19 protein-coding genes are annotated in these 19,306 nt (G+C 67.9%); 5 read left to right on the top strand and 14 right to left on the bottom strand.

The annotated features are described in order from the left end of the window. Positions 1 to 70: 70 nt before the first annotated feature. Positions 71 to 1,270, bottom strand: a complete 1,200-nt coding sequence (locus JWS14_RS24990) for an MFS transporter (protein WP_206014639.1) — start codon at positions 1,268 to 1,270, stop codon at positions 71 to 73. A gap of 155 nt (positions 1,271 to 1,425) precedes the next feature. Between JWS14_RS24990 and JWS14_RS24985 the strand changes: the two genes are divergently transcribed. Continuing rightward, the gene (locus JWS14_RS24985) at positions 1,426 to 1,869 is read left to right on the top strand and encodes a MarR family winged helix-turn-helix transcriptional regulator (protein WP_072939140.1); all 444 of its coding nucleotides are present in this window, start codon (positions 1,426 to 1,428) and stop codon (positions 1,867 to 1,869) included. A 41-nt stretch (positions 1,870 to 1,910) separates the two neighbouring features. Here JWS14_RS24985 and thpD read toward each other — a convergent pair whose 3' ends face one another. The 4 genes from thpD to JWS14_RS24965 are packed head-to-tail and all read right to left on the bottom strand — an operon-like array spanning position 1,911 to position 5,039. Then, a complete protein-coding gene (thpD, locus tag JWS14_RS24980; protein WP_072939143.1) occupies positions 1,911 to 2,825 on the bottom strand; it encodes an ectoine hydroxylase in 915 nt (304 codons plus the stop codon). A gap of 36 nt (positions 2,826 to 2,861) precedes the next feature. Beyond that, positions 2,862 to 3,539, bottom strand: a complete 678-nt coding sequence (locus JWS14_RS24975) for a GntR family transcriptional regulator (RefSeq protein WP_072939146.1) — start codon at positions 3,537 to 3,539, stop codon at positions 2,862 to 2,864. Further along, the gene (locus tag JWS14_RS24970) at positions 3,526 to 4,266 is read right to left on the bottom strand and encodes a maleate cis-trans isomerase family protein (RefSeq protein WP_206014638.1); all 741 of its coding nucleotides are present in this window, start codon (positions 4,264 to 4,266) and stop codon (positions 3,526 to 3,528) included. The genes JWS14_RS24975 and JWS14_RS24970 overlap by 14 nt, the downstream gene beginning before the upstream one ends. 32 nt (positions 4,267 to 4,298) lie before the next feature. Then, complete coding sequence (locus JWS14_RS24965; RefSeq protein WP_206016177.1) at positions 4,299 to 5,039, bottom strand: maleate cis-trans isomerase family protein; 741 nt, start codon at positions 5,037 to 5,039, stop codon at positions 4,299 to 4,301. 83 nt (positions 5,040 to 5,122) lie between these two features. Between JWS14_RS24965 and JWS14_RS24960 the strand changes: the two genes are divergently transcribed. The 4 genes from JWS14_RS24960 (at position 5,123) to JWS14_RS24945 (ending at position 9,474) form a co-directional block, all read left to right on the top strand. Continuing rightward, on the top strand, positions 5,123 to 6,097 hold the full coding sequence (locus JWS14_RS24960) for a D-2-hydroxyacid dehydrogenase (RefSeq protein WP_206014637.1): 975 nt from the start codon (positions 5,123 to 5,125) through the stop codon (positions 6,095 to 6,097). Positions 6,098 to 6,133: 36 nt separating this feature from the next. Beyond that, positions 6,134 to 7,504 (top strand): amidase, encoded by a 1,371-nt coding sequence (locus JWS14_RS24955; RefSeq protein WP_206014636.1) that lies wholly within the window; start codon positions 6,134 to 6,136, stop codon positions 7,502 to 7,504. A 138-nt stretch (positions 7,505 to 7,642) separates the two neighbouring features. Beyond that, positions 7,643 to 9,130 carry a protein kinase family protein gene (locus tag JWS14_RS24950; protein WP_095863125.1) on the top strand — a complete coding sequence of 496 codons (1,488 nt, stop codon included), beginning with the start codon at positions 7,643 to 7,645 and terminating at the stop codon, positions 9,128 to 9,130. Continuing rightward, the gene (locus tag JWS14_RS24945; RefSeq protein ID WP_095863124.1) at positions 9,127 to 9,474 is read left to right on the top strand and encodes a YidH family protein; all 348 of its coding nucleotides are present in this window, start codon (positions 9,127 to 9,129) and stop codon (positions 9,472 to 9,474) included. The genes JWS14_RS24950 and JWS14_RS24945 overlap by 4 nt, the downstream gene beginning before the upstream one ends. Here JWS14_RS24945 and JWS14_RS24940 read toward each other — a convergent pair. From JWS14_RS24940 to JWS14_RS24900, 9 genes are all read right to left on the bottom strand, one after another. Then, complete coding sequence (locus tag JWS14_RS24940) at positions 9,466 to 10,404, bottom strand: formylglycine-generating enzyme family protein (protein ID WP_206014635.1); 939 nt, start codon at positions 10,402 to 10,404, stop codon at positions 9,466 to 9,468. The genes JWS14_RS24945 and JWS14_RS24940 overlap by 9 nt on opposite strands. Before the next feature lie 21 nt (positions 10,405 to 10,425). Next, a complete protein-coding gene (locus JWS14_RS24935) occupies positions 10,426 to 11,367 on the bottom strand; it encodes an HAD family hydrolase (RefSeq protein ID WP_072939167.1) in 942 nt (313 codons plus the stop codon). A gap of 5 nt (positions 11,368 to 11,372) precedes the next feature. Further along, positions 11,373 to 12,911 (bottom strand): arylsulfatase, encoded by a 1,539-nt coding sequence (locus JWS14_RS24930; RefSeq protein ID WP_095863121.1) that lies wholly within the window; start codon positions 12,909 to 12,911, stop codon positions 11,373 to 11,375. Positions 12,912 to 13,017: 106 nt separating this feature from the next. Then, on the bottom strand, positions 13,018 to 13,671 hold the full coding sequence (locus JWS14_RS24925; RefSeq protein ID WP_095863120.1) for a hypothetical protein: 654 nt from the start codon (positions 13,669 to 13,671) through the stop codon (positions 13,018 to 13,020). Positions 13,672 to 13,728: 57 nt separating this feature from the next. After that, positions 13,729 to 14,187, bottom strand: a complete 459-nt coding sequence (locus tag JWS14_RS24920; RefSeq protein ID WP_206014634.1) for an RrF2 family transcriptional regulator — start codon at positions 14,185 to 14,187, stop codon at positions 13,729 to 13,731. Positions 14,188 to 14,197: 10 nt separating this feature from the next. After that, a complete protein-coding gene (locus JWS14_RS24915; RefSeq protein ID WP_206014633.1) occupies positions 14,198 to 14,941 on the bottom strand; it encodes an SDR family oxidoreductase in 744 nt (247 codons plus the stop codon). A 73-nt stretch (positions 14,942 to 15,014) separates the two neighbouring features. After that, complete coding sequence (gene treS / locus JWS14_RS24910) at positions 15,015 to 17,204, bottom strand: maltose alpha-D-glucosyltransferase (protein WP_206014632.1); 2,190 nt, start codon at positions 17,202 to 17,204, stop codon at positions 15,015 to 15,017. Between the two features lie 104 nt (positions 17,205 to 17,308). Beyond that, positions 17,309 to 18,193, bottom strand: coding sequence for an LLM class flavin-dependent oxidoreductase (locus tag JWS14_RS24905; protein WP_206014631.1), 885 nt, complete (start codon positions 18,191 to 18,193; stop codon positions 17,309 to 17,311). 33 nt (positions 18,194 to 18,226) lie between these two features. Further along, positions 18,227 to 19,288: a LacI family DNA-binding transcriptional regulator gene (locus tag JWS14_RS24900; RefSeq protein ID WP_206014630.1), complete on the bottom strand. Its 1,062-nt coding sequence runs from the start codon at positions 19,286 to 19,288 to the stop codon at positions 18,227 to 18,229. Between the last annotated feature and the right edge of the window lie 18 nt (positions 19,289 to 19,306).

Raw genomic sequence — 19,306 nt, 5'->3', positions numbered from 1 at the left:
CATCCGCAGCGGGGTGTTCGTGTTTGTGCCGTCCTCGACTTTCGCGAGCGGACAAACCGGCCGCGAAGCGCTATACCGGCACGACCACCGAATCGTTCTCCACCGGCTGATCTTTCGACCGCCGGTCGAGTGCGGTGGCGACGAGGAGAACGGCGAGCGCGGCCACGGTGAGTGCGGCACCCATCCAGATCGGGGACGTGAAGCCGAGTCCCGCGGCGATGGTGATGCCGCCGAGCCAGGCCCCGAGTGCGTTGCCCACGTTGAAGGCGGCGATGTTGGCGCCGGACGCCATGGTCGGCGCCTGCGCCGCGTAGTTCATGATGCGCATCTGCAGTCCGGGAACGGTCGCGAATCCGAAGAGCCCCATGAGGAACAGGGCGACGATCGTCATCGGCTTGCTGCCTGCGGTGAGGGCGAACACGACGAGCACGACGGCGAGCACGGCGAGGACCGTGGTCAGCGTGCGGGTGAGCGCCTTGTCGGCGGCGCGTCCGCCGAGGACGTTGCCGACGAACAGGCCGCCGCCGAAGAGCACGAGGAGCCACGGGACGCTGGTAGACGCGAATCCGCCGACCTCGGTGAGCGTGAACGCGATATAGGTGAACGCACCGAACATGCCGCCGAATCCGAGAATGGTGACGGCGATCGAGAACCACACCTGCGGATTCCGGAAGGCCCGCAGTTCGCTGCGCAGACCGGCAGGTTCCGGCGCGTCCGCCGCACGGGACACGGACGGCACCAGCGCGGTGATGCCGATCAAGGCCACGACGCCGATGACGGTGATGGCCCAGAACGTGGAGCGCCAGCCGAACTGCTGGCCGAGGAACGTGCCGAACGGGACACCGAGAACGTTGGCGATGGTCAATCCGGCGAACATCGTCGCGATGGCCGCGGCCCGCTTGCTCGCGGGCACGAGGTCCGCGGCGAGCACCGACCCGATGCCGAAGAATGCGCCGTGGCACAGGGCCGCGAGGACGCGTCCGCCCATCATGACCTCGTAGGTCGGGGCGAGCGCCGACAGGAGGTTGCCGCCGATGAACAGCACCATCAGCGCCTGGAGGACGCGCTTGCGGTCGAAGCGGGTGACCGCCGCGGTGATGACGATGGCTCCGACGGCGACGGAGAGGGCGTAGCCGGAGATGAGGTAGCCGGCCACGGACTCGCTCACCTGAAAGTCGGCCGACACCTCCGGCAGCAGTCCCATGATGACGAATTCGGTGAGACCGATCCCGAAGCCGCCCATTGCGAGGGCGAGCAGACCCAGTGGCATCGCAGCCACTCCTTTCGTACAGACTCGAGAGATAAGAGCGCTAGCTCGAATACCGCGTCTGCATTAGTTGCAGGCGCGTCATAAATAGTTGCACACGCCCGCTATGTGCGCAAGCTGGTATTCTGACCTGGCACTCGTATCCACAGGAGGTGGCCATGGCAGTCGCTGACGACGCCGTCGAGATCCGGTCGCAGGGATGGCGCACGCTCGCGGCCCTGCATGGTTTGCTCGAGGCGGAACTCGAACGCGCCCTGCAGCGGGGTCACGACCTCTCGGTGGTCGAGTACACGGTGCTCGACGCACTGAGTCGCCAGGACGGCTGGCACATGCGGATGGCGCAGCTCGCCCGCGCGGCCGCGCTGAGCAGCAGCGCCACCACCAGGCTGGTGAACCGATTGGAGAACCGTGGCCTGCTCACCCGGATTCTGTGCGACGACGACCGTCGCGGCATCTACACCGAACTCACACCCGCGGGCCGGGCGGCACTGGACGAGGCGCGTCCCACCCACGACGCCACGCTGGAAGCGGCGCTCGACCGGGCGGCCGAGGTTCCCGAACTCGCCCACCTCGCCCGCACCCTGCACGAGCTCCCCGCATAGGTGAGTGGCAAAGCGTGCGGGAGCACACTTTGCCACTCACGTCAGGACAGCGGTGTGAAGTCGCGCGACGCGATGTACTCCGGCCGTGGCCGCGGTGCGGCGAACGGCGCGACGAGCGTGTTCTCGACACTGTTGAACACGAGGAACAGATTCGACCGCGGGTAGGGCGTGATGTTGTTGCCCGACCCGTGCATGACGTTGGAGTCGAACCACAGCGCGGTGCCCGCCGCACCGGTGAACTGGTCGATCCCGAACTCCGCAGCCATCCGGGTCACGTCTTCCCGGCGCGGAACCCCGACCTCCTGCTCGACGAGCGAGGACGTGTAGTTGTCGTCGGGGGTGGCGCCGACGCACTGGACGAACCGCTTGTGCGAACCGGGCATCACCATCAGCGATCCGTTGAACGGGTAGTTCTCGGTGAGCGTGATCGAGCAACTGACGGCCCGCGGCACCGGGAGCCCGTCCTCGGCGTGCCAGGTCTCGAAGTCCGAGTGCCAGTAGAAGCCGGTGCCCTTGAAACCGGGCATGGAGTTGATCCGGCTCTGGTGGATGTAGACGTCGGAGCCGAGGAGTTGTCGCGCGCGGTCGAGAATCCTGCCGTCGCGGATCAGCGCGGCGACCACGTCGCTGCGCCGGTGGACGTCGAAGACGGACCGGACCTCGCCGGAACCGCGTTCGGTGATGACGCGACCGCTGTCGCGCATCGACGGGTCCCGGGACAGCCGGTCGAGTTCCTCCCGGCACGTCATCACTTCGCCGGTGTTCAGGACGTGGTCGACGATGGTGAAGCCGCGTGCCTCGTGTCCGGCGAGGGCGGCCGCGTCGAAGGGTCCGTCCGCGGGCGTTCCCCAGGCGGCAGGTTCGTTCCGTTGGAGCATCGACGGCTCGGAGGTGATCCGAGTGGGGTAGCGATCGTTGTGGTTGGTGAATCCCTGAACCTCAGCTACCTGAGTCATTGTCCCTCCTCGGCACTTACCTCTACTTCACTGTCGCTACGGCGACAGAGTCTTCTGATCGGCGCGGAGCCGCTGGACGGCGTCGTCCAGGTGTTCGGCGAGCAGTTTCTGCACCTCGTCAGCCGTGCCCGACCGGATCGCCTCGCGCAGGGTCGCGTGTTCCTGCGCCTGCTCGCGAATGTCGTCGTACGTGGTCTGCAGTGCACCCAGGCACATCCGGGTCTCGATCAGCAGCGTCCGCGCCGCGCGGATGAGCCGCGGGCTCTGCGCGCTCTCCACCAGGATCTGGTGGAACTGCTGATCTGCGTCCGACACGGCGGCGGCGTCGCCGCGCTCGGCCGCGGCCTGCATCACGAGCACGGTGGGTTCGAGCGCCAGGTAGGTGGCTTCCCGGCGACCGTCGGCGAGAATCATCTCGAGGGCCCCGCGCTCGATGACCGACCGGCTGCGGTACACGTCGACGACGTCGTCGAGGGTCAGTTCCGTCACGAAGATCCCGCGGTGACGGATGCTGTGCAGTATGCCCTCGGATACGAGCCTCTGCATGGCTTCGCGCAGGGGTCCGCGCGAGACCTGGAAATGCGCGGCCAGTTCCGCCTCGCCCAGCTGTGCACCCGGTTCGAGCGCACCCTTCATGATGGCGACCCGCAGGCGGTCCGCGATGAATTCGGCAGTCGATTGACGACTGACGGGTTCCAGGTCAGTCAGAGCCATGACTGTGGCCTTTCTCGAACAAGGTTCCTAACGACGGTTGCACCGCCGTGTGGCCTGCAAGACGCAGGCCTTCCCAGATGGTCACCTGGTTTGCCGTGAGGACCGGCTTGCCGAGGCGCTGCTCGAGAGTACTCAGCGCACCCAGCGTCCTCATGGCCGTGTCGGGGATGAGCAGGGCTTCGGCGTCCGGATGGTCGTTCTCCACCGCGAGTTCCACCACGGATTCGGGGCTGAGCAGACCGACCTCGGCAGCGGTGTCGATCCCCGCACTCGACATCGACAGCACCTCGATGCCGGCGGCGGCGAGGAATTCGACGAACAGCTTCGCGACGTCCTCCGGGTAGCTCGCGGCCACCGCGACCCGGGTGATCCCCAGGGCGTGCAGGGCGTTGACGAACGCGAAACTGGTGCTGGACGTGGGCACACCGGTGGCGGCGGCGAGCGTCTCGGCCTGCTGCTTCGCGCCGTCGGGGCCGTAGACGAAGCTGCCCGACGTGCACGCCCACACGACGGCGTCCGGCTTCTCGCCGGCGAGCAGCGCGGCCCCGCCGGCGAGTTTCTCGGGGCTACCGAGGTCGAGCAGTTCGGGCACGGCGTGCAGGTCGGTGCCGTAGATGTGCACGACCGGCAGATCGACTCCGAGCATCTCCGCGGCGAAGGGGTAGTCGTCTTCGGCGGCGTGGTCCGGGTAGATGAATCCCACAGTGGGGGTCGGCGTGCTCGTCATGCGTTCTCCTCGTTCCGTGTCGTGGGGGTGTGTCAGAAGACGTTGCGGAGCCACTTCCCGGGCCCCGTCATGGGGAGTTTCATCCGGCCCAGACAGGCCCAGATGGTGAGCTGGTTGGCGGTGAGCACCGGTTTGCCGAGTTCCTCTTCGAGCGGCGCGATGACGTCGTAGGTCGGCAGGTTGGTGCAGCTGACGAAGATCGCCTCCGACCGGGGGTCGTCCGCCGCGATGATCCGCTCGGCGATCGTGCGGTAGTTGACCTTCCAGATGCCGCCGCCGAGCCCGAGGTGATCGGAGCGCACCACCTCGGTGCCGGCCTCGTTCAGGAACGCGTGCAACCGTTCGGTCAGCGGGGCGTCGTACGGCGTGATCACCGACAGCCTGCTCAGCTCGAGGTGCTCGATCGCCTCGACCAGCGCCCCGGACGTGGTGACCGCGTGCAGGGCGCCGGCCTCGCAGATCGCGTCGCACAGCGTCCGCTCGTATTCGAGGCCCTTGATGAAACTTCCCGACGTGCACAGATAGGCCACGACCTCCGGCTCGACGTGCAGGACGTCGCGCGTCGCCGCCATGAGGTGTCTTCGCTCGGACACGAGTTCGGCCATCTCCAGGCTGACGGGCACGGGTTCGTACGGCGTGCGCGCCAGATGCAGGCTCACCTCGAGGGGAGCCCAACGCCACAGTTCACGTTCGAGCGCCAGGTCGAACGGGGCGATGATGCCTATTCCCCGTTGCGCGATCGGCCCCTCGAATTCGGGAATGTTCAGTTCCAACACCAGGCCTCACCTTCGATTCGGCCGCGCCCGAGCATTATCAGATTGTTGACAATCATACGAGTTACTCTTACGGTGTCAACGTGAGTCGGAACCCGATCGTCGCGGTGCTACATGCCCACGTTCTGCCGAGCGACGAACTCATGGCACCGGTCGCGTCCCGTGCCGAAGTTCGCTACACCGGCAAGGCGGGGCTGAGCGACGCCCTCGACGGCGCGGACGTGCTGTTTCTCTACGACTTCCTCACCGATGCGGTGCCCGGAGCGTGGCATGCCGCCGGTTCCCTGCAGTGGCTGCACATCGCCGCGGCCGGCGTCGATCCCGTCATGTTCCCCGAGGCCCGCGACAGCGACGTCACGATCACCAACTCCCGGGGCGTGTTCGACGGCGCGATCGCCGAGTACGCGCTCGCGCAGATCCTCGCGTTCGCGAAGGATCTGCCGGGTTCGCTGCGACTGCAGCAGTCCCACACGTGGCAGCACCGCGAATCCGAGCGGATCGCGGGCCGCACCGCCCTGATCGTCGGCACCGGCCCCATCGGCCGCGCCACCGCCCGACTGCTCCGCACCGCGGGGATGAAGGTCAGCGGTTCGGGTCGCACCGCCCGCGACGCCGATCCCGACTTCGGGACGGTCACCGCCACCGAAGATCTCCCGGAGCAACTCGCGGCCGCCGATTACGTGATCGCGGTGGCCCCGCTCACCGAGCAGACCCGTCACCTGTTCCGCGATACGACGTTCGCCGCGATGAAGCCGGGCGCCCGGTTCGTCAACGTCGGACGTGGTGAGCTCGTGCGCACCGACGACCTCGTCGCCGCGCTGCGGTCGGGAACGATCGCGGGCGCCGCGCTCGACGTGTTCGACACGGAACCGCTCCCCGCGGACCATCCGCTCTGGGACATGACGAACGTGTCGATCACGCCACACAATTCGGGCGACTTCGCCGGCTGGCGCGACGACCTCGTCACCGTGTTCACCGACAATTTCGAACGCTGGGTGACGGGGTACCCGCTCGAGAACGTAGTTGACAAGCACCTCGGGTACGTACCGAGCCGATGATGACAGGGCCCGAACGTCCAGGCTGAAGGAGTTCTCATGAATCCCACCGACATGACCGCCGTCGAACTGGTCACGGCCTACTCGTCCGGAGAACTTTCACCGGTGGAGGCGACGCAGGCGATGCTCGACGCCATCACCCATCGTGATCGCGCCATCAACTCGTACTGCCTCGTCGACGAGGAGCGGGCGCTCGCGCAGGCCCGGAAGTCCGAGGAGCGCTGGAACACCGGCTACTCCAAGGGACTGCTCGACGGCGTCCCGATCTCCATCAAGGACATCTTCCTCACCGACGGCTGGCCGACGCTCCGCGGATCGCAGGCCGTCGACGAGGACCAGCCGTGGGACGTCGACAGTCCCGTCGCCGCCCGGCTGCGCGAGGACGGGATGGTGTTCCTCGGCAAGACCACGACCCCCGAGATCGCCTGGAAGGCCGTCACCGACAGCGCCCTGTGCGGGATCACCCGCAACCCCGCCGACCCGACCAAGACGGCCGGTGGTTCTTCGGGCGGCAGTGCCGCGGCGGTCGCCGCGGGTCTCGGTCCCTGCTCCGTCGGCACCGACGGCGGCGGCAGTGTGCGGATCCCCGCGTCGTTCTGCGGCGTCGTCGGTTTCAAGCCCACCCACGGCCGGATCCCCCTGTTCCCGGCGAGCCCGTTCGGGCCGCTGGCGCACGCCGGCCCGATCACCCGCACGGTCGAGGACGCGGCGCTGCTGATGGACATCCTGGCGTTGCCCGACCCGCGCGACCCGACGTCGCTCGCGCCGTCCCCGACCACCTTCCGCGGCGAAATCGGCCGCGACGTGGTCGGACTCGGCGTCGCCTACTCCCCCACACTCGGCTACGTGACCGTCGATCCGGAGGTCCGGGCGATCGTCGACCGGGCGGTGCAGGCCATCGACGCGGCGGGCCTGCCGGTCACCGCCGCCGACCCCGGGTTCGGCGATCCGATCGACGCCTTCGAACTGTTGTGGGCGGCCGGGGCCGCCGCCATGCTGAAGAATTTCCCGGAGGGGGCACGCGACAAGGTCGACCCGGGCCTCGGCAAGGTCTGGGAACGAGGCGAGAAGTTCAGCGCGGTCGAGTATCTCGACGCTCGCGCGGTCGCCGCGGACATCGGCATCACGATGGGCAAATTCCATCTGACGCACAATGTCCTGCTCACACCCACCGTCCCCATTCCGGCTTTCGAGGCGGGCCACGACGTCCCGCCGGGCAGCGACCTCACCGGCTGGCCGCAGTGGACGCCGTTCACGTACCCGTTCAACCTGACCCAGCAGCCGGCGATCAGCATCCCGGTCGGTCGCACCGCGGCGGGTCTGCCGGTGGGCCTGCAGATCATCGGCCCCCGGCATTCGGACGACCTCGTGCTCGCGGTCGCACGGTACGCGGAGCACGTCCTCGGCTAGGTCGGCCGAAAAGCACCCGATTCGCGCTGCATCCGAGGATGATCAGAACTGGGCCCGGTGCTCCGAACATCTGCTCTGCTGCCGGGCGACAGTTGCCTGACAGAAGTTTTCGGGGTCGAGGAGAGCCCGGGAGAGTAGATGACAGCAATGCCGGTGTCCGGGGTCCCGCCGCATTCGCCGCAGGACCGGGATCCGTTCGCCCCGGGCATGGTCGTCGCCACTCGATACACACTCCTCGGACGATTCGCCGGACCCGACTGGGTGCAGTGGTGGCACGCGCACGACACCGAACTGTGCAGGGACGTCTCGCTCAGCCTCGTCGACTCGGCGCACCTCCGCGACACCGACACCCGTCCGGATCCGGTGGCGCGGTTCTGCCGGAACACCACCGGCACCAGCTTCAGCCACGAGGGGCGGATCGCGCAGGTCTACGACATCGCGGTGGTCGGCGACCGGATCGCCGTGGTCGCGGAATGGACGCCCGGATGGCGTCTCGCGGATATCGCGCGCACGGTTCCGCGGCCGCTGGACGCCGCGCGCATCGTGCGCGACCTCGCCGCCGCCACCGCGGACGCGCACCATTTCGGTGCGCGCATCTCACTCGATCATCCCAACCGGGTACGGATCTCCCGGGAGGGACTCGCGGTCCTCGCCTTCCCCGCCACCCTCGCCGCCGCGAGCACGGCCGACGACGTCGCCGGCCTCGGCGCGCTGCTGTACGCACTGCTGCTCGGCACGTGGCCGCTGCCGTCGTGCGGCGAGACCCACGCGGCCGGACTGCCCCCCGCCGGTCGTCGGGGTGACGGTTCCGTCGTCCCGCCGCATCGGGTGCGGCCCACGATTCCCCGGCGACTGTCCGACGTGGCCGTCAACGCGCTCACCCGGCGACCCGGGATGGACACCGCGCAGGCGGTGGTCGACGCCCTCGACCGGATGCTGGCGGACGCGCGGGCTCGGTCGGCTCCCGCGTTCGCCCCGAAGAAGAAGGTCCGCCCGAAGGCCGACGACCGGTCGGCCCGATCGAGGGCGCCGCTTCCCGCGATGAGCGCTGCACTCGCCGTGGTCGTCGCCCTCGGCGCCGCCGGGTGGGCGATCGGCACCTCGTTCACCGCGTCGGACGCACCGCCCGCGGCTGTCGCGGACAGCACGCTCAGCGAGATCGTGCCCGCGCCGGAACCCGACCCGGTACCGCTGATCCCGTCGTCCGCGACCGTCTACTCCCCCCAGCACTTCCCGGACAACGGGACGAGGGCGTCGCTCGCGGTCGACGCGAACCCGGCAACGTTCTGGGCCACCGACCGCTACCCGCAGCAATTGCCGCCGACGAAGGGCGGAGTGGGCCTGATCGTGTCGTTCCCCAAGCCCGTCGATCTGCGGACCGTCTGGATCGAATCACCGACGCCGGGCACCAGGGTGGAGATCCGGACCGCGCCCGCCGCCTGGGCCAACATCGGCCACACCCAGTTGCTCGGCGCCGCCACGCTCGCGCCCGGAGTCACCCGGATCGCCGCCCGCACGCCCGCACCCACCACCCGCGTCCTCGTGTGGATCTCGGGCCTGTCCCCGGTCGAATCCGGATTCCAGTCGAGCCTGTCGGAGATCGGGTTCCTGGGCGGCGGCGCATGAGTCGCGACATCTTCGGCCCCACCCAGCCGAACACGGGAAGCACCGCGCGCGACCACCTCGCGAACGAACGCACCTATCTCGCGTGGCATCGCACCGGCATCAGTGTCGCCGCACTCGGTGTGGCGGTGGCGAAGTTCGCCCCACACCGCGGCGACCACGCCATTGCCGCCGGATTCATTCTGATCGGCGCGGGCCTGCTGGTATCCGCCTACGGCACCTACCGATACCGGGTCATCAGCAGGCAGATCGAATCCGGGGTATTCGCGCCGGCGACGTTCGCCGCCGTCGTCACCTCCAGCGTCGTCACACTGCTCGCGCTCCTCGCCGTGCTGGTTCTACTCTGACCCCGGCGCGGCCTCGACGCAGCGGAATCCGATGTGGCTCATCCCGGTGTCGACCATCTGCGGCCGCCGGGCCGCGGGCCGGTATCGGCGGCAGTAGCTGTCTGCGCAGAGGAACGATCCACCCTTGATCACTCGCCGCGGAACCCGGAACTGGGGTTGACGCGGGTCGAAGCTCTCCGCCATGCCGGGTCCACGCGGATTGCGTGGCGCACAGCACGACTGCGCGGTGTCGTCGTGCCGATCGGCGTACCAGTCGGCGGTCCACTCCCACACGTTTCCCGCCATGTCGAACAGACCGTAGTCGTTGGGCCGATAACTACCGACGGCGGTCGTGGTGCCGTACCCGGGGTCGGCGCGCCACGGGAAGTCCCCGTGCCAGTAGTTCGCCGGCGGCGGGGACTCGGAGTCCGGGGTGTCGCCCCAGGTGAATTCGGCCTGGTCGAGACCGCCGCGCGCCGCGGCCTCCCACTGCGCCTCGGTGGGGAGGGACCGTCCGGCCCACTGTGCGTACGCGGCCGCGTCCTCGTGGGCGACGTGGACGACGGGATGCCGTTCACGGCCGGCGATCGTCGACGCCGGTCCGGTGGGGCGGTGCCAGGACGCGCCGACCGTCCAGGTCCACCACTGGCTCAGGTGACGGAGATCGACTGGCCCGCGGGTGGGAGTGAACACCATCGATCCGGGTTGCAGGTTCTCCGCGGGAGCCCCGGGAAAGTCGGCGGGGTCCAGCGGACGCTCGGCGACCGTGACGTAACCGGTGTCCCGCACGAACGTCGTGAACTGTTCGTTGGTGACCTGGTACGCCTCGATCGCGAACGCGTCGACCGCCACCCGATGCGCCGGACCCTCTTCCGGATAGTGCCGATCCGAGCCCATGGTGAACGTCTGGGCGGGGATGCGACGGACATCGGAAACGGTCACGGTATCCACGAAGTCTCCCCTTCCGACTGCTCAGGTGACGGCCGGCGAGAAGACGCTCGTCCAATCGTTCTTCATGCTTACCACGGTCCAGTTGTTTGCTCGTGCCTCTTCGAGGGCCTGCTCGGCGCCGGCGACGTAGTCGAATTCGCGATCGGCGTCGTCGTGCAGGATCAGCACCCGCAGGGACGGGCGGTCGGGCAGCCCGGAGAACGCCAGCATCGGCAGGTCGCCGTTGGAGTTGCCGACCGACAGGATCGGCCGGCGCCCGATCCTGCTCCAGATCCGGACCGGTTTCTCCGGTCCGTCGTCGAAGAAGTCCATCGCCGCCTTGTAGAGCAGCTCCGTCCGGCCTTCCTCGGCGCGGTAGGAGAGGCCGAGTGCGCTGCCGATGATCCGTTCCGGCGGCACCCCGTAGAGCTGCCCTGCGATCGGGCGCATGAAGTCCCGGTCACCGCCGGACGCGAGGTAGATCGTGAATCCGTTCGCCTCCAGGTAGCGCAGCAGTTCGACCATCGGTGCGTATCCGCAGCCCCGGTACGGTCGACCGAGCGTCGGATGGTCCGCCCCGTCGAAGAATGCGGTGACGCGGGCGTCGTAGTCCTCGACGCTGACCTCGTCGAACGCCCGGGTGATCGCACCCATCAACAGCTTCAGATCCGCGTCGTCGCCGTGATAATGCTTGACCATCGCGGCGCCGAGCCATTTCAGGTCGTGCTCGTGCGCGGCCTGCCAGGGCTGCGTCTGCTGCAGATCGGGATCGGCAGCGGCCATTTCCGCCAAGCGCCGGATCGTGAAGTCGAGTTGGATCGGCATCGGCTTCTCGCACCACAGTGTGCCGTCGTTGTCGAAAACGGCGACCCGGTCCGCAGGCTCGACGAAGTCCGGCCCGCGCGCCGTTACCCGTCCGACGAAGTCCTCGATCGCGGACCGCGTCGATCCGTCCGCCCAGGAACCACCCAGTCCGGCACCCATCCCGGTCAGTCCTTCGACAGGAAGGCGTGCAGCTTCGCCACCGCGTGGTCGATCGTGAAGCTTGCCGGCTCCTGCCGCGGAGGAAATTCCTTGAACGTCTCGAGGAATTGAGTCGTGATGACCGTTCCGTAGATCGCGATGTAGTCGTGGTCGAGGAACCAGTCCCAATAGGTGTTCGACGTGATATCGGCCCGCTCGAACGGGTCGGTGCGCAGGTTGAACAGTTTCGGTAGCCGCAGTGGAGTGAACGGCTCCGCCCACAGTCCGAGGGTGCCCTGCGCCCGCTGCTCCATGAACACGATCTTCCAGTTGTCGAAACGGATGCCCAGCACGTCGCAGTCGTCGGAGAAATAGACCATGCCCCGGCGCGGGGACTTGTCGACCTCACCGGTGAGATACGGCAGCAGGTTGTAGCCGTCGATGTGCGCCTTGAACCTCTTGCCGCCGGCGTCGTGACCGCTCTTCAGTTGCTCGACGACCTCGGGCGCACCCGCGGCGGCGAGGAAGGTGGGCAGCCAGTCGTGGTGCTGAACGATCTCGTTGGAGACCACGCCGGCGGGAATCTTGCCCGGCCAGCGGATCACTTCCGGGACGCGGAACGCGCCCTCCCAGTTGGTGTCCTTCTCGCTGCGGAACGGTGTGGTCGCGCCGTCCGGCCAGGTGTTCGCGTGCGGGCCGTTGTCGGTGCTGTAGATGACGATGGTGTTCTCGGCGAGACCGAGTTCGTCGACGGCGTCGAGCAACTGGCCGACATGCTTGTCGTGATCGACCATGGTGTCGTGGTAGGGCGACTGCCAGTGCCCGGCCTGCCCGATGCTTTCCGGCTTCGTGTGCGTCCGCAGGTGCATGTGTGTGGTGTTCATCCACACGAAGAACGGGGTTTCGGCCTCCTTCTGCCGCGTGATGAAGTCGATTGCCGCGGCGACCGTCTCGTCGTCGATGGTCTCCATCCGCTTCTTGGTCAGCGGCCCGGTGTCCTCGATGCGCTGCTTCCCGAGCGGCCCGTATCGCGGATCGACCTCACCGGCGTCTTCCTCGGTGGCCCAGCAGTGGAGGACGCCGCGCGGCATCATCACCTCGTGCAGTTTGGGATAGTCCTGCGCGCTGGGATAGTCGGGGAGCTCGGGTTCTTCCTCCGCGTTGAGGTGATAGAGGTTGCCGAAGAATTCGTCGAACCCGTGCACGGTCGGCAGATATTTGTTCAGGTCGCCGAGATGGTTCTTCCCGAACTGCCCGGTGGCGTATCCGAGTGGCTTGAGCAGTTCGGCGATGGTGGGGTCCTCCGGCGACAATCCGACGTCGACTCCTGGGATTCCCACCTTGCTCATGCCGGTGCGGTACACGCTCTGCCCGGTGATGAACGACGCCCGGCCCGCGGTACAGCTCTGTTCCCCGTAGGAATCGGTGAACCTCATCCCCTCGTCGGCGAGGCGGTCGATGTTCGGTGTGCGGTAGCCCATCAGCCCGTCGCTGTAGCAGCTGAGATTGGTGATACCGATGTCGTCGCCCCAGATGACCAGAATGTTGGGTTTCGCGTCCGTCATCTGTCTCTCCTCGCATCATCGGGGGAATCGCAATCCTGACGATGCTCGCGGGACGTCCCGGCCACATCACCCGCGCCGGGTGAGAACCTCGTGCCGCCGACCTGCGTCAGTCCGGCGGCACCGACGCCGGTCGGTCCACGGCCAGGATGTACACGCTGATCACCATCACCCACACCGGAAACACCAGCGTTACCCAGAGACTGAAGCTGACGACCACCAGGAGCGTGACTGACAGCACGTAGGTGGCGACGGCCAGCCAACGCGGCATCAGCCCGGTGCGCAGCCAGATGGTCCCCAGCGAGATCATGAACACCCCGGCCATGCGAACTCCGTACACGTTGTTCACGTGCAACATCACCTCGCGACCGAAGTAGACGAGGTCGTTCTGCGGAGCGGTGGGCAGCCGGGATATGGCGAGCATTCCACCGGCGAGGGCCATCGACACGAAGGTCGTCGCGAGGAACAACAGCCCACTGCCCACGAAGACGGTCGAGAAGAATCGGTCTTCGAGTTCTCCGAGCCGGTCGCGAATGACGCCGATGAACCACAGGAACGCGATGCCCGCGAAGGGCGCGAGGACCAGGGCCGCCGTGATCTGCGTCTGGTGACTTACCCACGGGGTGCCCGCGGCGCCCGGCAGTGCGCTGCGCAGCAGGACGATGCTGGAGGCGAACAGGACGCCGAAGACGACACCGGCGACGGCTGCGGCCCGTGGGGTCCGCAGCCGGTGGTACTCGGCATCGCCCCGTGTGCCGGCCATAGGATCAGTCTTCGCCGCGGTCGTGCTCCGGGGCAACAGGGACCGCCGGTCGAGCAGCTATCCGGAAGCGTCCAGTGCCGCTTTGAGAACGGTGACGTCCAGCGTGGCCGCGAGATCGGCGATCGTCACACCCGACAGCGTGTCCCGCCACGCACGCTCGGCGCCGGCCATGACCTTCGCGATGCCGCAGGGGGTTGTGCACTGTTCCGGTGGCGCGGCGAGCAGCCCCTGCTGCCGGATCTCCGTGCACCGAAATGCCGGCGCATCGCCGTCGACCGCCTGCACGACGTCGAGCACCGTGATGTCGCCGGGGGCGCGGGTGAGGACGTACCCGCCGTCGCGGCCCTCGGTCGGGTGGACGAGGCCGGCCCGTGCCAGCGACTGCAGGTGCTTGGCGAGATAGGACTTCGACACCCCGTGCAGGTCTGCCAGCCGCGCGGTCGGCACCGGACCCTCGGCCTGGCTGAGCACGACGCAGCAGTGGAGCGACCACTCCACACCACCGGAAATCTTCATGCTCACGACCCTATTTGCGCAACCATTCGTCCAGGGTGGTCGGGGCGATCCAGGCGCCGGCGCCGGGTGTCGGCGTGATGGCCGCGTCGTCGAGTTGCGCACCGAAGTAGCCGGCGGCGGGATCGGTCGTCACGGACCGCTTGTCTCCGGTCGACGCGAACAGCCGGCGCACCAGTTCGTCGATGCCCAGCGGCTCGGGACCGGCGATCTCGACGGTGCCGTTCAACGGGGAGCCTGCGGCGACCTCCGCCACCCGCGACACGACGTCACGCGAGGCGATGGGCTGCAGGTGCGCCGGCGTCGCGTGCACCGTGTCGCCGACGGTCCCGGCGTCGGCGATGCCCGCGATGAACTCGAAGAACTGGGTCGATCGCACGATCGAGTAGGGCACTGGGCCCGCCTTGACCACGTCTTCCTGTGCGACCTTGGCCCGCAGGTATCCCGAGTCGGGAAGCCGGTCGGCGCCGACGATCGACAGGACCACGTGGTGCCCGACGCCGGCGGCCTCCTCGGCGGCGAGCATGTGCTTCGTCGAGTCCCGGAAAAACGCCAGGACGTCGTCGTCCGCCCACGACGGCGAGTTGGTCAGGTCCACCACCGCGTCGGCTCCCGCGACGGCCTCCGCGACGCCCTTGCCGGTGGTCGTGTCGATTCCGTCGGCGCGGCCGAGTGCCACGACGTCGTGCCCGGTCTCGCCGAGCGTGGCCGCGACCTGCCGTCCGATCAGTCCGTTCCCGAAAATGACGATCTTCACGTCTTCTCTCCTTTACTCGGATAATCCGTATCCGAGTTTACTCCGACAAGCGTTGTCCGAGTCAAGGCCCGCATCACGCCGATTCCGGCCGCACCACGACGGGCACCCCCTCGTACGGCGCGAGGGTGATCGGGAAACTGTGCAGCTCGTCCACGGCGCCGATCTGTTCGTCGGTGAACAGGTTGACCGCAGGCGAGCCCGCGGGCAGGAACTGCGACTGGACGGTCGCGGCGATCTCCTCGGACGTGAAGTTGAGGACCGTGACCTCCAGACTCGCGTCCGCCAGTTCGTGGACCATCACGAGCAGCCCCTTGTGCGACACGGTCGGCACGTCGAGCTGGACGGCGGTGGCGATGCCGAATCGGTTCCGGATGTCGATGATGCGGGCCAAGCGGCGTGCGAAGGACGTCGGATCCTGCAGTTGCACAGGCAAACTCCCGTACAGACTGTGTCCGCGGGGAATGCCCGACTCCGACCGTTCGGCGTCCGGGTTGACGCCCATCAGGTCGTGCGCACCCCGGTTGATCCAGCGGGTGTCCCCCTCCGCGAGGAGATCGGCGACGTCCTCTGACGGCACGGGAAGCAAACCGCACAGGTCCCAGCCCGACAGAGCGAACACTCCCGGCTGGAGTGCGTTGAACATCGCCAGCAGCAGGTGGGCCTGCTTGACGGTGTCGATGTCGGCGGCGTCCATCCGGTCGAGGTCGCGGATGCCCAGCGCGGCGGTGATGACACTGGCTGTCGTGCACGCGATCCCGTTCGTGGTGAACGTGCGGTTGTACGGCGCCCACCGCCCGGTGAGCCGCTCGCAGAGGTCCTTGCGGATGCGGTCGCCGAGGTCCGACCCGGTGACGGACTCGCCGCCGTAGTCGAACTCGTCGTCCTTGTGCAGCGTCGCGAAATGGACCAGCTCGAACGTCAGCTCGTCGTGGTTCTGCAGAGCATGGACGAGCGAAGCCGCGTCGACGCCGTGATCGCGGGCGAGGTTCATCGTCAACCGGAGGAATTCGGTGTTCCCCATGACCAGCGCGTGATGGTAGGCGGGGCGATTGATGAAGTCGTACGACAGGTCGGCGCCGGTCGTGCCCATCGCCTTGATGTCGTCGATGGTGAGGTTCAACTCCTGGAACGTGAATCCGCCCATCTTCCGCACGATGCTGGCGATGAGGTGATTCGCCGCCTCCGACAGCGGGTGCCCCTCCGACCAGCCGGGGAGTCCCTCGGTGCGGCGTTCCACCCCGAGGAAACCGTTGGCGTCCAGGCGGAGCGCGCCTGCGCCGAGGTCCGCGATGGAATGGCATGCGTCGCCGATGACGAGGCGCATGCCCGCGAACGACGGATCGAGCCAGTTGATCGACGGCTGCCCCGCCTTGAAATAGTGCAGATACACCCACCTGCGCTCGACGCCGTCCACCCCCATCACCGCGGGTGTGACACTCCAGTTGGTCTCCTTCACCCCGAGTTCGTAGAAGATGACCCGCTGGAGTTGCCCGATGATGTACCCGGCGCGGGCGAGCTGCGCCTCGGTGTCGGCGTCGATGTTCACCGCGTCCCGGCCTTCCGGAACGCGGGGAAGCAGGTGCCAGTCCTGCTGTTCGATCTCCACCATGTGATAGATGCCGGGATAGTCGGCGTGCGCCATCTCGGCGAGCCGGAAGTCGGCGCCCTTACCCGTGTGACCGGGGACGATGTCGTCGATGACGATGCCGTCGTACGCTGCGGCGACGACGCAGAGCTTGCGGAACTCCTCCTCCGTCCCGAACGCCGAGTCGATCTGCATGCTGATGCGGTCGAAGTGGCCGTCCACCGAGGGCGTGGCCCGCCACCCGTCGATCCCACCGGCCTGCTTCACCGGCCCCGTGTGCACCGCCGTCACCCCGATGTCGGAGAACGCCTGCCACAGCGACTCGTCGCCGAGTGAACTCAGGAAACTCGCGCCCGGCGCCGTGATGATCGAGATCGGGTACGCCGTGAACCACACCGAACCCCGCTCCACCGCGGCCCGCGGATTGGGGTCGGCATACGGGTTCTGCCACATGCTGCCCTTGCCGGACAACTGCTCCGCGATCAACTTCGCATCGTGCAGGATCGACTGGTTGATCAGCCACTCCACATACTTCGGGTTGTCCGGCACCGGTTCACCCGACTGCGCATCCACCCTGGCCGCGCGGCGGACCGACGGTTTCAACGGCCGCGGACGCGCCGGGTAGAACTGCTCGTCGTAGCTGATCTCGCTGGGCTCGTGATGGATCTCGGGGTTCATGGTCCTCCGTCGTCATCTCGTCGACTCCGCACCGGTCGGCTACCCGTTCACCGTCCCACGGAAACGACCGCCCGGCATGCGGAGTTGGGGAGGAAACGGCTCGATCACCTGGCGAGCAGCGGTGTGACGTCCCGGCCGACGAATTCGACGAATCCCAGCAGATCCGGTTCGTCCTCGGTCGGCGTGATCGCCACGGACGTCGCGCCCAGATCGGCGAGTCTGCGCACCTCCGCGGCGATGGTGTTCGCGTCTCCCGCGACGCCGATTCCTGCGTCGGCCGGTTTCTCCCACCGCGCCAGTTCCGCATCCACCCGTCGCTGCGCACCGTCGCCGGTGGCGGCGATCTTCGGGACGACCACGTCATGCGAGGCGGCCCGGTCGCCGCCGATCTCCTGCGCGATCAGGTCGCGGGTTCGGCGGACGTCGTCGTCGCCGACCGCGGACGGGAGGAGGTTGCCGTCACCCAGCCGTGCCGCCAGGCGGATCGACTTGGGGCCCTCGCCGCCGAGCATCAGCGGCACCCGCTCGGCCGGGGGCCAGTCCAGTGTCACGTCGTCGAGCCGAACGTACCGCCCGCGGGTGCTCACAGACTCGCCGTCGAGCAGCGCCCGCAGCGCCACCGAGTACTCCTCGAGCAGGGTCATCGGCGACCCGGCCCGGGCACCCACCTGCTCCATCCAGTCCTGCACCCCGTGTCCGACACCCGCGATCACCCGGCCGGGAAACAACCGGGCCATCGTGGCGATCTCCATCGCGGTGAGCGCGACGTTACGCAGCGGGGCGGGCATCAACCCGACGCCGACGTGGATTCGTTCCGTCCATGCGAGCGCCGCGGCCGCCGACGCGACGCCGCTCTCCTTGAAACAGTCTTCCCACAACCAGATCTCGTCGAGGCCGCTGCTCTCGGCCACCCGCGCGAAGTCTCTCAACCGCTCAGGTTCGATCGTCGGGATGAACGTCACGCCCAGTCGCGGCACCGCATTCGTCATCGACCCATCATGCGCGATCAGGCCGGCCCATCGTCACGATTCCCGCAACCGGGCGGTGCTGGCGCGCACGACCAGTGACGTCTTCATCAACGATCGCGTGCGGGTGCCGCCACCCAGCCGATCGAGCAGGATCGTCGCGGCCGCACGCCCCTTCTCGACGATCGGCTGATGAATCGTGCTGAGACCGAGAAGTTCTGCGACGGGCGCGTCGTCGAAACCGATGACGGACATGTCGTCCGGGACCGACAGCCCGCGCTCGCGCAGCACCTGCCACGCCGCCACCGCGTGCACGTCGGACGTCGCCACGAGCGCGGTCGGCCGTGCGGCGTCGAGCAGGATCCGGGTGGCCTCGGCACCGGAGTCGCTGTCGATGTTGCCCGCCACCACGATGAGCAGTTCCTCCACCGGAAGGTGATGGTCGCGGGCCGCGTCGAAATAGCCGGCGAGGCGTTCGCGTGCGTTGCGCTCGGTTGCCGCACCGACGTCGGCCGTCGTGACCATCCGGCAGTCGGAATCCTGACCGAGTTTGTCGACGATGATCCCGATGCGCCGGTGGCCCAGTTTCAGGATGTGGTCCATCTGGAGATAGGCGCCGTTCCGGTCGTCGATGGCCACGAACGGCAGTCCCGCGCTTCTGGGCGAATCGACGACGACGGCCGGGATCCCGCGCGCGATGATCGCCTCGACCAGGGGATGCCCGTCCGGGACGTTGTGGATGACGACACCGTCCACGAGCCCACGGAGAACCAGCGAGTTCGGGGGCGAGTCCGGTGAGCCACCGCGGGAGGCCGGGAACAGGGTGAGGGCGATGTCGGCGGAGTTCCCGATTTCGGCGATGCCCTTCATCAGCAGGGTCACGGACGGATCCTCCAGCGCTTGCACCGGGGAGTCGGGCACGATCACACCGACCGCGCCGATCCGTCCCGACCGCAGGCTGCTTCCGGCGATGTTCGGCCCGGCGTAGCCGAGGTCCGCGGCCACGGAGTAGATGCGTTCCCGTTGTGTCGCAGAGACCTTCGACGATTTGCTGAAGGCGTAGGAGACGGTGGCGACCGATACGCCGGCCGCTTTCGCGACGTCTTTCATCGTGACCACGTGGTACTCCCTCGTCGG

Source organism: Rhodococcus koreensis, assembly GCF_017068375.1.
Classification (GTDB): Bacteria; Actinomycetota; Actinomycetes; order Mycobacteriales; family Mycobacteriaceae; genus Rhodococcus_F; species Rhodococcus_F koreensis.
The sequence above is the reverse complement of the archived record's forward strand: the minus strand, read 5'-3'. Positions and strand labels throughout refer to the sequence as shown.

Coding starts and splice junctions, on each gene's coding strand:
- JWS14_RS24935 (WP_072939167.1), bottom strand. CDS start 11,367: ATGGGTGCCGGACTGGGTGGTTCCTGGGCGGACGGATCGACGCGGTCC.
- thpD (WP_072939143.1), bottom strand. CDS start 2,825: ATGACTCAGGTAGCTGAGGTTCAGGGATTCACCAACCACAACGATCGC.
- JWS14_RS24920 (WP_206014634.1), bottom strand. CDS start 14,187: ATGAAGATTTCCGGTGGTGTGGAGTGGTCGCTCCACTGCTGCGTCGTG.
- JWS14_RS24975 (WP_072939146.1), bottom strand. CDS start 3,539: ATGGCTCTGACTGACCTGGAACCCGTCAGTCGTCAATCGACTGCCGAA.
- JWS14_RS24985 (WP_072939140.1), top strand. CDS start 1,426: ATGGCAGTCGCTGACGACGCCGTCGAGATCCGGTCGCAGGGATGGCGC.
- JWS14_RS24925 (WP_095863120.1), bottom strand. CDS start 13,671: ATGGCCGGCACACGGGGCGATGCCGAGTACCACCGGCTGCGGACCCCA.
- JWS14_RS24905 (WP_206014631.1), bottom strand. CDS start 18,193: ATGACGAATGCGGTGCCGCGACTGGGCGTGACGTTCATCCCGACGATC.
- JWS14_RS24945 (WP_095863124.1), top strand. CDS start 9,127: ATGAGTCGCGACATCTTCGGCCCCACCCAGCCGAACACGGGAAGCACC.
- JWS14_RS24950 (WP_095863125.1), top strand. CDS start 7,643: ATGACAGCAATGCCGGTGTCCGGGGTCCCGCCGCATTCGCCGCAGGAC.
- JWS14_RS24955 (WP_206014636.1), top strand. CDS start 6,134: ATGAATCCCACCGACATGACCGCCGTCGAACTGGTCACGGCCTACTCG.
- JWS14_RS24970 (WP_206014638.1), bottom strand. CDS start 4,266: ATGACGAGCACGCCGACCCCCACTGTGGGATTCATCTACCCGGACCAC.
- JWS14_RS24930 (WP_095863121.1), bottom strand. CDS start 12,911: ATGACGGACGCGAAACCCAACATTCTGGTCATCTGGGGCGACGACATC.
- treS (WP_206014632.1), bottom strand. CDS start 17,204: ATGAACCCCGAGATCCATCACGAGCCCAGCGAGATCAGCTACGACGAG.
- JWS14_RS24990 (WP_206014639.1), bottom strand. CDS start 1,270: ATGCCACTGGGTCTGCTCGCCCTCGCAATGGGCGGCTTCGGGATCGGT.